The organism is Dysgonomonas sp. GY617 (genome assembly GCF_015233815.1).
Classification (GTDB): Bacteria; Bacteroidota; Bacteroidia; order Bacteroidales; family Dysgonomonadaceae; genus Dysgonomonas_A.
Genome location: NZ_JADCLR010000003.1, coordinates 46020 through 59494, shown reverse-complemented (window position 1 = coordinate 59494; position 13475 = coordinate 46020). Strand labels below are relative to the sequence as shown.

Here is a 13475-nt window from a genome sequence, read left to right as displayed (position 1 = left end):
AGCATACAACCCCTATGATAATTTAAGGGATACCCTCAACGGAAACACAGGTATAGAGCGACTTACTAATTAAACAATAACTTTGCATAGTTAGTCTAAGAAACCTATAGCCATGAGAAAAATTGTTATGCTCGTAATGTGCATATTCGGTCTGAATATTGCATCATTTGCTCAATACATACACCCTTTTCAAGATACTGCTCTTTCGGATGAAGAGAGGATATCTAATTTATTGTCATTAATGACAATCGATGAAAAAATCAATGCTCTATCTACTAATTTGGGTGTTCCACGTTTAGGAATACGCAATACAGGTCACTCCGAAGGTTTACATGGAATGGCACTCGGAGGTCCCGGCAATTGGGGTGGTTTCCAAACTATCAATTATCAACAAGTACCTGCTGTATTTTATACTACCACCTTTCCTCAGGCATACGGTTTGGGTGAAACATGGGATACTCAATTAATAAAGAAAGTAGCCGAAATAGAGGCAAACGAAGTACGCTTTTATACTCAAAACGAAAAATATAAAAAGGGAGGTTTAGTTATGCGTGCCCCCAATGCCGATTTAGCACGTGATCCACGATGGGGTCGCACTGAAGAAAGTTTTGGAGAAGATCCGTTTCTAGTCTCTCAACTGAGTGTCGCATTCATAAAAGGCTTACAGGGAGATAATCCTAAGTATTGGAAATCGGCATCACTTATGAAGCATTTCTTAGCTAATAGCAACGAAGATGGAAGAGACTCTACATCTTCTAATTTCGATGAACGATTATTCCATGAATACTACGCTTACCCTTTCCAAAGAGGAATCGAAGATGGAGGCTCTCGAGCCTTTATGGCTTCCTATAATGGTTGGAACGGCACAGCAATGACAGTACATCCCGTGCTAAAAGAAATTACCCGTCAACAATGGGGTAACAATGGTATAATATGTACCGATGGAGGAGCATTAGACTTGCTTATTACCTCACATAAGGCTTATCCCTCTCATGTTGAAGGAGCAGCTGCAATAGTAAAAGCCGGAGTCGGACAATTCTTGGATAATTATAAACCTTATGTGTATGAGGCTCTAAAGCAAAACATTCTATCTGAAAAAGATATAGACGAGGCTATAAGAGGAAACTTTTTTGTCGCTTTACGATTAGGGTTATTAGATGGAGATCAAACACATCTACCCTATTCCAATATCGGAGTAACAGACACTGTTTCGCCTTGGCTAAATAAAGAAGTGCAAGATTTCGTACGCCTTGTTACCGCGAAATCGGTAGTATTACTTAAGAACGAAAAGAAATTACTACCTCTTGATAAAAACAAAATCAAATCAATAGCAGTTATTGGTCCTCGTGCCGATGAAATACTTCTCGATTGGTATAGTGGAACCCCACCCTATACAGTAAGTATTTTGCAAGGAATAAAAAATGCAGTTGGCAATAATATCGAAGTATATTACGAAGCATCTAACGAAATAGATAAAGCCTCCATTGCTGCACAAAAAGCAGATATTGCGATTGTTTGTGTAGGAAATCATGTATATGGAACCGACCCAAAATGGAAATATTCGCCTGTACCAAGTGATGGAAGAGAGGCAGTTGACCGAAAATCATTATCTTTAGAACAAGAAGATCTCGTAAAGATAATCAACAAAGTTAACCCTAATACTATCATGCTATTAGTCAGCAGTTTTCCGTTTACGATCAACTGGTCGCAAGAAAACATACCTGCCATATTACATGTAACCAATAATAGTCAAGAGCTTGGCAATGGAATAGCCGATGTTCTGTTTGGTGATTTTAATCCCGCAGGACGTACCAATCAAACATGGGTAAAGTCAATAGCTGATCTTCCTCCAATGATGGATTACAATATCCGCAATGGGCGTACTTATATGTATGCAAAAGAGAAACCTCTCTATCCGTTTGGTTATGGATTGAGCTATACTGATTTCTCATACTCTAAGATGAGTACATCTTCCTCTACATTAAAAAAGGCTGAGAATATCACTGTATCAGTAAATGTAAAAAACACTGGTAAATTAAACGGAGAAGAAGTTGTGCAACTCTATGTATCTTTTCCTAATTCCAGAATAAGCAGACCAATCAAACAGCTTAAAGGATTTGAACGAATTATGATCGAATCCGGTAAAACCGAAACAATGAAATTCAATATAAAAGCATCTGATTTAGCTTATTGGGATATGGATACACATTCATATGAAATAGAAGCAGGAAAAGTTAATCTAATGATTGGCAGTTCCTCTGAAAATATTCAATTAACCCAACAAATAACTATTACAGAATGATCTCAAAAATCTCATCTTGCATTATCTTATGCCTGTGTACATTATCAATGTCCGCACAAAATTCATGGCAATACTATTTTGACAGTCCCGCTTCAATCTGGGAAGAATCTATACCTCTCGGCAACGGACGTATAGGAATGATGCCATGGGGTGATGTGGATAAAGAACGAGTTGTATTAAATGAAATATCACTCTGGTCAGGTAATAAACAAGATGCAGACAATCCCGAAGCCTATAAATATTTAGGAGAAATACGCAGGCTTCTTTTTGAGAATAAGAACAAAGAAGCACAAAACCTGATGTACAAAACTTTCACTTGTTTAGGCAAAGGTAGCGCTGATACATCGGCATATGGTAATTTTCAGAACTTTGGAAACCTACAAGTCGATTTTGTATATCCAGATCAATCGGCACCTATATCCAATTACAAGAGGACATTGGATATGAATAATGCCTTATCTACTACTTCATACACAAAAGGAGGAATAGCCTACACCAGAGAATATTTCACTTCGTTTTCTGATGATATTGGAGTTATCAGATACACTGCAAACCAAGCAAAAGCTCTGAACCTTACAATATCACTTCAAAGAGACGAAAATTACGAAGTTTCAACCGAAGGCAATACCTTATCTATTTGTGGACAAATGAAAGATAATGTAAAGAACGATGGGATCAGATACTTTGGTCAAGTGAAAGTCATACACAAAGGAGGAACTTTAGTTACCAGAAATAAAGATATTCAGATACAAAATGCAGACGAAGTTATCTTGCTTGTTTCTCTGGCTACGAGCTACAAGGGCAAAGACGAAAAGGCTATAGCCACCCAATTAATAAAAAGTACCGATACTAATTATTCTACACTAAAGAAAAATCACATATCAAAATACCAGTATTTATTTAATCGTGTTGATCTAACTCTGAATAAAAATAAAAACTCTGACCTGCCTATTAATAAAAGGTTAGAAGCTTTTGCTTCCGATAAAAGCGATTTCGATTTGGTTGCCCTGTATATGCAATACGGACGCTACTTGCTTATATCATCTACACGTGTAGGTGGCTTACCTCCAAATTTACAAGGATTGTGGGCTCCTCAGATTCTTACACCTTGGAATGGCGACTATCATTTGAATATCAATCTACAAATGAATCTATGGGGTGCAGAAGTTGGTAATTTATCTGAACTGCATTTACCTATGATCGAATACACAAAAAGCCTAGTTGAACCTGGAGAGAAAACTGCTCGTATCTATTATAACAGCAGAGGATGGGTTACTCATATTTTAGGTAATGTCTGGGATTTTACCTCTCCTTCAGAAGACCCATCATGGGGAGCTACTAATACAGCAGGAGCTTGGTTATGCCAACATCTCTGGGAACATTACTTATATACACAAGACTTGGATTATCTACGATCGGCTTATCCAACTATGAAAGGTGCAGCTCTATTTTTTGAAGATATGTTGATTGAAGACCCTAACAACGGTTATCTGGTTACAGCTCCTACCACTTCACCCGAAAACAGTTACTTCGCTTCAACGGGAGAAACCGTTAGCATCAGTGCAGGTTCTACAATGGATAATCAAATAATCAGAGAACTATTTACCAATGTCTCGGAGGCTGCTAAATTATTGAATATTGATCAGGATTGGACTCAAACAATAGAAGCCAAAAAGGAAAGACTTGCACCTACTTCTATTGGTAAATACGGACAAGTGATGGAATGGTTACAAGACTACGAAGAGGTGGAAATACACCATCGCCACGTATCGCAATTATATGGACTCTATCCCGGATACGAATTAAATGAAGCGACCTCTCCTCAGTTAATGGAAGCTGCAAGAGTAACATTAGAAAGACGAGGAGATGAGTCGACAGGATGGTCTATGGCATGGAAAATAAACTTCTGGGCTAGACTTAAAGATGGAAACAGAGCTTATAAATTGATCGGTGATTTGCTTAAACCTGCCGGAGAGGGAAGAGGAACCTACCCTAACCTATTCAGCGCTCACCCACCGATGCAGATAGACGGCAACTTTGGAGGTTCTGCCGGAATTATAGAAATGCTTATACAGAGTCATGCCGGCTATATTGAATTATTACCTGCAATACCTACAGAATGGAAAGATGGCTCGGTTAAAGGCTTAAAAGTAAGAGGTGGAGCCGAAGTGGACTTTTCTTGGAAAAACGGAGTTGTTGATTTTATTGAGATTAAATCTAATGTACCAAACAATTTTACACTTAAGCTACCCCTAGGGAGACCCTCAATTAAAGGTGTAAAAGATTATACACTCAATGAGGGTAAGTTAAATTTCCAATTAAAGAAGGCAGAAAAGATAACAATACAATTCTGATAAGGTCTCAGACCTCTTTATGCTTTGATAAGCACAAGTTAGAATAATAGAAATACATTGATAGATAATCAAATTACTTAAATACAAAATCAAAGAAGAGGATATGAAAAAACTGTTTTTCTGTAGTATACTAGCTTTGTTTACATCCCAAACTCAAGCACAAACTAAATCGGTGCCTGTTTATTTGGACGAAAGTAAACCTATAGAGGTAAGAATAAACGATGCTTTGTCGAAAATGACGCTCGAAGAAAAGATTGCCATGATACATGCACAATCTAAATTCAGCACACCCGGATGTCCTCGTTTAGGCATCCCCGAAATTTGGATGAGCGATGGACCTCACGGAGTTCGTATGGAAATAGATTGGGATACATGGGGACACGCAGGATGGACAAACGATTCGTGTACCGCATTTCCGGCTTTAACTTGCCTAGCAGCAACTTTTGATCCAGAGCTCTCTCTCGAATATGGAAATGCATTAGGAGAAGAGGCACGTTTCAGAAAAAAAGACATTATTCTAGGTCCCGGAGTAAATATTTATCGTACTCCTATGAATGGTCGTAACTTCGAGTACTTAGGAGAAGACCCTTATTTGGCATCTAAAATGGTAGTTCCTTTCATCAAAGGAGTTCAACAAAATGGAGTTGCTGCCTGTATGAAGCACTTTGCTCTTAATAATCAAGAATTGTGGCGTGGACATATAGACGTAGAAGTAAGCGACAGAGCACTCTATGAAATCTATTTGCCTGCATTTAAAGCAGGAGTTGAAGAAGGAAATGTATGGGCTGTTATGGGATCATACAATAAATTCAGAGGGCAATATTGTAGTCATCACGAAATACTTGTAAATAAGATTCTAAAAGGAGAATGGGGTTTTGATGGTGTTCTGGTAACAGATTGGGGCAGTGCTCACGATACCAAAGAAGCTGCTTTAAATGGTTTGGATATAGAAATGGGTAGTTGGACAAATGGATTAACATGGGGCGAGAGTTTCGCCTATGACAACTATTTTATGGCTCAACCCTATCTAGATATGATAAAAAGAGGCGAAGTTTCCGAATCGACATTGGATGATAAAGTGAAAAAAGTTCTTCGTCTAAACTTCAGAACCAATATGAACCGCAACCGTCCTTACGGAAGTTTTGCAACTCCTGAGCATGCAGATGTAGCTCGTCGTGTAGCAGAACAAGGTATTGTATTGATGAAGAATGAGAAAAATTTCTTTCCTATTGCAAAAAACAAATACAAAAAAATTGTAGTGATAGGAGAAAATGCAAGCCGATCGTTAACCGTTGGCGGAGGTTCATCCGAACTTAAAGTAAAGCAAGAAATTTCTCCATTAGAAGGTCTTAAAGCTAAGTATGGCGAAAACAATGTATCCTATACAATGGGATATGGTTCAGGTCCTACTGTGTATGACAACTTTGTACCCTCACCTTACAATGCTGATTCGTTAAAGAAAGAAGCTCTTGCTCTTGCTAAAAATGCAGATGTAGTTCTTTTCTTCGGAGGATTGAATAAAAATTTCCAACAAGACTGCGAAGGAGCAGATCGTATTACATATGATTTGCCTTTCGGACAAAACGAATTGATTGATGACCTACTAAAAGTGAATAAAAAATTAGGTGTAATACTTGTCAGTGGTAATGCAGTTTCGATGCCTTGGCTAGATAAAATTCCAGCCCTTATGCAATCTTGGTATTTAGGTTCAGAAGCAGGTAGTGCAACAGCAAATATTATTGCTGGCGATATTAACCCATCGGGTAAGTTACCTTATAGTGTACCTCGCAAATTAGAAGATAATGGAGCTATCTCGTTCGGTACGATATCATATCCCGGAGACAGCATCAAACAAATCTATAAAGAAGATATTCTGGTAGGTTACCGTTGGCACGATACTAAAAATATTCCTGCTTTATTCCCTTTTGGTTATGGTCTTTCATATACAACATTTGAGTACGGAAAAGCCAATACTGACAAAAAAGAATATGGAAAGGATGAAACAATCAAAGTTTCTATTACTGTAACCAATAAAGGTAAAGTAGATGGTGCTGAGTCTGTGCAAGTATATGCCTCTCAATCGAAACCATCTGTAGAACGTCCAGAAAAAGAACTTAAGGCATTCAAAAAAGTATTCTTAAAAGCGGGTGAGACTAAAAATGTAGAATTAGCTGTTCCTGTTAAAGATTTAGCCTTTTTTGATGATAAAGCTCATAATTGGACTGTAGAGTCAGATCAATTTACATTGCATTGTGCAGCATCTTCGGCTGATGTGAGAAGCTCAGTAGCTGTAAAAATAAAATAAATACTATAATCTTAATTCGTATAATAAAATAAGGTTGCCCTATTTGAGCAACCTTATTTTTATTTATGTTCTAATGCAACTTACTGCTTTTCCAACACAAAGGCAGTACGTGCAGGAATATATACCCTCAATACATCTTTTCCTTTGATGCTGAGAGTTGAATAATCGTAATTATCGTCTACCCTGTCGAAACCATCAAATTCGGAATCATCAGAGTTTAGAACAATTTTATATTGTCCTTTATCTACCTCAAAACCATAATCAGTAAACGATTTTGTCGGATTGAAATTAAAAATAAACACCAAATTATTACGCTTAAATATCAATACCTGATCGGGCGTACTTTGTATAATAGCAAAAGGTCTGAACGAAAATATATCGTGCTTATTTATCAAGCCTAACATTTCTTTCTCAAACTCAGCTAGAAATCGATACCTCAAATTTGTATCAGTAAGCAAAGACCATTGACGACGAGCATATTTATAAGACCAATCGTTGCCTAATCGAGGAAAATCGATCCATTCGGGATGTCCAAACTCATTCCCCATAAAAGTAAGATAGCCATTTCCCGCAGTGGCTAGTGTAGCCAATCTGATCATCTTATGAAGAGCCAAACCCCTATCTACTTTAGTATTACGTTCAAAAACGTTCATATTTGTGTACATCAAGCTATCAAGCAGATTGAAAATAAGAGTTTTATCTCCCACCATTGCCTGATCGTGGCTTTCTACATAGCTGATTGTCTTTTCTTCTTTTCTTTTATTGGTTAGTTCATAAAACATATCTCCGACGTGCCATTCTTCGTCTTTCTTATCTTTGAGTATTTTGACCCAAAAATCGGCAATTCCCATCGCCATACGATAGTCAAAACCTATACCAAAATTCTCTATTGACGAAGCTAATCCCGGCATTCCGCTAACATCTTCGGCAATTGTAAATGCCAGAGAGTTCACTTCATGTATCAGCTTATTAGCTAAGGTCAAATAAACGATCGCATCTTCATCCTGATTACCATCGTAATACATGGAATAGTTAGTAAAATCACGACCAATACCATGATCGTAATACATCATACTGGTAACACCATCGAATCTAAAACCATCAAATTTGAATTCCTCTAACCAATATTTACAATTGGATAATAGAAAAGCCAGAACCTCATTTTTACCATAATCAAAACAACGTGAATTCCACACCGAATGTGTTCCACGCTCTCCTGAATGGAAATAGAGATCAAAAGTTCCATCAAAACGGCTCAATCCATCAGCTTCATTAATTACCGAATGTGAATGCACAATATCCAAAACAACTCTAATATTTAATTTATGAGCTGTATCAATCAATTCTTTCAACTCCTCGGGAGTACCAAAGCGTGAACTTGGGGCGAAAAAATTAGAAACCTGATAACCAAACGAACCATAATAAGGGTGCTCTTGTATAGCCATCAATTGTATAGTATTGTAACCCATATCAGCGATATAAGGCAATACCGTCTCCCTAAAATGATTGTATGTGGCTACATTTTCCTCTTCTCCCGACATCCCGATATGAGCTTCATAAATAATAGGAGCTATTTCTTCCTTAGGCTGATCGTATTTCCAAACATAAGGTTCGGGTTGCCATACTTGAGCCGAGAATATTTTACTGACATCATCCTGCACAACTCTCCGAATATAAGCAGGGATGCGCTCTCCTGCCCCATCTTCCCATTTTACCCATAGTTTAAACAGCATGCCATGCTGCAAGGTCTCCAAGGGTAATTCTAATTCCCAATTACCTCCTGGTATTGGATAGAAAGCATACTTAAGGTCTATTTGCCAATGATTAAAATCACCCATCAAATAAACCGCCGTAGCATTAGGAGCCCATTCTCTCAGTACCCATTTATCAGGATATGCATGCAATCCATAAAACAAGTATCCATTAGCGGCATCACTCAGATCCGAACCGCTTGTCAGTTCAGCCACTTTTAACTGATATTTTTCATGTCTTCGTAAAATAGTAGATCGATATTTTTCGAGTCCACTATCACCATATATTGAAGCTTTCATTTATAATGTCAGGTATTAGTTTAAGTAAAGTTCTCTATTGTTATCCTTGTATAGCATGCCTTTATATATAAGAATAACCAAATCTATAAAAAGGTCTGCGACCTTAAATATTATATGGCTAAATTGGATTACAAAATAGCCATATAATTATCATTATTATTGTCTTAATTTTAAAACAATAAGAGTATTACATCCATTTCACTAAACCTGAATCTTGTTGATGTGCTAACAAATCGTTTTTAGCAAAAATACGAAGTCCCATGTTAAATGTTCCGGCTTGTTCACTGGTATGCTTCAAGCGATAAGTAGCAACACTACTATCCTGTGATACACAAGTAAATGCATGTTTAATCAAGAATTCTTCGCCTTTACTAGTTGGATCGTTAGTGATAACCAACTCAACACCTATATCTTCAGCAGAAAGTGAACCGCAAGTAAGTCTTATTTCCATTTCGTACTCTTGTCCTAGTACAATTGGCTCTTTATAGACACTTGGCATTTTTGTTGAAATAATCTCAACACCATCCCACTCTCTCGACATTTTATGTTTCCAAGTAACGATGTCTTTCGCCATTGCATAGTCATTCTCTCTGATCTCATGTGCACGTTTGCTCAACTTATTATAGAAACGATCTTCATAATCAGTCAACTGACGGTTCATGGTGAAGTTTGAAGCAACTTTATCAATAGAGTTCTTTACATGCTGTACCCATTCTGAAGGAATACCTTCTGAATTTTGTTGATAATACAACGGAGCTATTTCATTTTCAATAGTATTGTAAATTATCTCAGCATCCAATTCGTTTTGGTAGTCGTTGTTTTCATAAACCTGCTCAAGAGGTAAAGCCCATCCAGCATCTTTTTGATAACCTTCAACCCACCATCCATCAAGCACACTAAAGTGCATAACACCATTCATAACGGCTTTTTCGCCACTCGTGCCCGATGCTTCCATTGGTCTTGTCGGAGTATTCAACCAAATATCAACACCTTGAACCAATTTCGAAGCCAACTCCATATCGTAATTCTCTATAAATAAGATTTTACCTAAGAATTGAGGATATTTAGATACTTCAACAATCTTTTTGATTAAGTCCTGACCTGCTTTATCCGCGGGGTGAGCTTTTCCGGCAAAGATAAACTGAACTGGTCTTGTCGGATGATTTACGATCTCATTTAATGTGTCAATATTCTTAAATAATAGTTGAGCACGTTTATAAGTAGCAAAACGTCTAGCAAAACCGAATGTTAATTTGTTAGGATCAAGTCTTTCAACTATCTCTACAATCTCACGAGGGGTATAGTATAATAACTCATTATTACTAGTGATACGCTCTTTGATATGCTCAATCATAGCTCCACGTAGCTTGCGACGGATATCCCATATCTCTTTATCCTCAACATCTTGAATATTAGAGAAACAAGATTTATCATAATGATGCGTTGCAAAGTCTGCACCAAAAACACGTTCATGTAGAGTTTTCCACTCTGGAGCAGCCCATGTAGGATAATGCACACCATTAGTTACATAGCTGATATATGATTCCTGAGCTAAATAACCAGGGAACATATCTTTAAACATTTCCTGAGAAACTTTCCCGTGTAACCAGCTTACACCATTCACTTCTTGAGAAAGATGAACTGCAAGATTACTCATTGAGAATTTCTCATAAGAATTATCGGCATGTACACGCCCCAATGCCATTACTTGTTCCCAAGTTATTTGGAAGCGATCAGGGTAATGCGATATATATTTACGTAACAATCCTTCATCAAAAGCATCATGTCCTGCAGGTACAGGTGTATGAGTTGTAAATAATGAAGAAGAGCGAATTGCTTCTCTCGCTTCTTCAAAAGATAGTTTTCTATTAACCATCAATTGATGAATACGCTCTAATCCTGTAAATGCCGCATGTCCTTCATTACAATGGTATACATCAAAATGACGTCCTATTTTTTGAAGAACTCTAATACCACCAACTCCTAATAGAAGCTCTTGTTTTAGTCTGTTTTCCCAGTCGCCACCATAAAGATGATGTGTAACCGAACGATCTTCTGGTAAGTTATCTTCAATATCAGTATCCATCAAGAATAGCTCAACACGTCCAACATTTACTTTCCAAACGCGTGCATGTAAATCACGTCCTGGCAATGCTATTTTTACAGTAACCCAATTGCCATCTTCATCACGTACCGCTGATACGGGTATTTTATCAAATAGTTGAGCTTCATAAATATTTTCTTGCTCTCCTGATGTTGACAAACGTTGAGTAAAATAACCATAGCGATACAAAAGACCAATACCTGTCATACGTACCCCTTTATCACTAGCTTCTTTCAAGTAGTCTCCGGCAAGAATACCAAGTCCACCCGAATAGATTTTAAGAGATGTATGCAAACCATATTCCATACAGAAATAAGCAACAGAAGCTTCGCTCAAATCGCTCTTATTGTTCATGTATGTCTGAAAATGATTATATACAGCAGCAAGTTTAGCTACAAACTCATCATCATTTTCTAACTCCTGATAGCGTTGTAAGCTAATATTATCTAACAACACGATAGGATTATAATATACTTTTTTCCATGCAACTGGATCTAGTGATTCAAACAGGTCTTTTGCATCTTGATTCCAAGACCACCAAAGGTTATTAGCTAATTCTTCTAAAGCATGAAGTTTTTCAGGTACATTACGATGTACAATAACGTTAAACCAGTTAGGTGTTGTATGTTGAGACATTTGTGGAATATAATTATTTTGTGGTTCTTCTATAATAAAATCACTTTCGGTATAGCGTGTAGCCACTTTATCAAGAGCTGTGCTATAAGCTTGCATGTAATAAGTTATCAGATTATCCCAAAGGGCAATCTTAGATATTTCAAGAGCATTTTGCTTAGCTGCCTGATAATCTGCTTCACTATTTTTAGCATGACGGATTATGTGAGCTTCAATACGATCAATAACCTCCGCATCATTTGTATCCGTACGATTTATAACAGCAATACCGGGACGTTCACCTTCACTATGAGTTTTTACCCATAATCCAAATCCCGCTAATGTTGTAGTAATAGTAGGAACTTTAAATGCAACACTCTCCAAAGGTGTATAACCCCATGGTTCATAATAAGAAGGGAATAAAGAAAGATCGAGCCCAGCAAGCAAATCATAATAGGGAACATCAAATATTCCGTCATTACCATTCAAATAAGAAGGAACGAAGAATATTTTCACCTTATCATTTTTCGTATTATAAAGCTCATTCTGTCTTACAGCATTCAATACAGGATCGTAATTCTCATCATTTAAATCATGGGTCAAATAAGGGTTTGCAAGAGGAGATATTGCCTCCTTGCTCTGTAGATTATGTAAAAGAGCTTTGGATGGTCCATGATGTCCTGCGGGTACTAATATAAAACCTACAATCTCTCTATTTAGAGCATCACTCTTATTCAGTTTACCCAAAGCTTCGATAAATACATCTATCCCTTTGTTTTTGTATTCGTATCGTCCACTGATACCAATTAATAAAGCATTACTGTCAATTGGCTCTGCTAAAATTGCCTCAGCAGCAGTTATTAACCTTTTGCGTCCATCTTTTTGCTTTTGAGCAAATTCAGCCTCATTGGTTATAAAATCCTGAAATCCATTAGGTGTCACTAGGTCAACCGATCGACCTAAAAATTGCTCACATTCTTTAGCTGTAATATCACTTACCGTTGTAAAAACGTCAGCTTGTTGTGCTGCAATTTTCTCAAGAGACTGCTTAGCTGTTACATTAAAGTTATGAGCGATATTATCCGGATTATAAGTTTTCAAGCTATCGTAAAGAGGTAAATTATTACCAGCAATACATCTACCCAGTGCTGTTGCGTGAGTGGTAAACGCACATCCAATCTGAGGAACTGCCGATTTCAGATACAATAGACCTGTACCAGTCATCCACTCATGGAATTGAGCAATAATCTTATCACTTGGCGAGCAATGGTATTTTACATAACTCTCGATAACTTTACCTGCTGCATAACCAAACAATGCAGGTTCGATATAATCCCATTGTCCTGAAAGAGAATCTAGTTTGTATTTCTCCCACATGAATGATAGAATATCATCTTTCTGAGAAAAAAATGGAGTGAAATCAACCAATATTGCAATAGGTCTTTCTGCTATATTCCAGCGACCTACACGAATGCGTAATCCATCATTAGCAGCTCTGGCTCTCCACGATTTTAACAACAGAGAATCTTCTATAAACTCTGGATTTGTCTCATTTTCCTTTACTACATCCGGACCAATCAAAATGTGAGGTTTTCTTAAAACCTTTTCCAAAGTAGGAACCTTAGTCGCAATAACGGTATGTATACCTCCAACTTTGTTACATACTTCCCAGCTTACTTCAAATAAATAATCCGGCGTTAGTAATTTTTCGTTTTGCATAAAATTATTATTAATATACTAATCTATA

5 protein-coding genes are annotated in these 13475 nt (G+C 37.2%); 3 read left to right on the top strand and 2 right to left on the bottom strand.

All coding sequences use genetic code 11. From position 1 onward, the window contains the following. Positions 1-112: 112 nt before the first annotated feature. The 3 genes from IR022_RS04565 to IR022_RS04555 all read left to right on the top strand — a co-directional run bounded on the left by IR022_RS04565 (position 113) and on the right by IR022_RS04555 (position 6961). On the top strand, positions 113-2302 hold the full coding sequence (locus IR022_RS04565; RefSeq protein ID WP_194202789.1) for a glycoside hydrolase family 3 C-terminal domain-containing protein: 2190 nt from the start codon (positions 113-115) through the stop codon (positions 2300-2302). A gap of 47 nt (positions 2303-2349) precedes the next feature. Beyond that, positions 2350-4656: a glycosyl hydrolase family 95 catalytic domain-containing protein gene (locus tag IR022_RS04560; protein ID WP_242053063.1), complete on the top strand. Its 2307-nt coding sequence runs from the start codon at positions 2350-2352 to the stop codon at positions 4654-4656. A 103-nt stretch (positions 4657-4759) separates the two neighbouring features. Further along, on the top strand, positions 4760-6961 hold the full coding sequence (locus tag IR022_RS04555) for a glycoside hydrolase family 3 C-terminal domain-containing protein (RefSeq protein WP_194202787.1): 2202 nt from the start codon (positions 4760-4762) through the stop codon (positions 6959-6961). Positions 6962-7041: 80 nt separating this feature from the next. On the opposite strand, the gene IR022_RS04550 is transcribed toward IR022_RS04555, so the two are convergent. Together IR022_RS04550 and glgP are read right to left on the bottom strand one after the other, a co-directional pair. Continuing rightward, positions 7042-9012 (bottom strand): alpha-amylase family glycosyl hydrolase, encoded by a 1971-nt coding sequence (locus tag IR022_RS04550; RefSeq protein ID WP_194202786.1) that lies wholly within the window; start codon positions 9010-9012, stop codon positions 7042-7044. 187 nt (positions 9013-9199) lie between these two features. Continuing rightward, positions 9200-13447, bottom strand: coding sequence for an alpha-glucan family phosphorylase (glgP, locus tag IR022_RS04545; RefSeq protein WP_194202785.1), 4248 nt, complete (start codon positions 13445-13447; stop codon positions 9200-9202). Positions 13448-13475 lie beyond the last annotated feature (28 nt).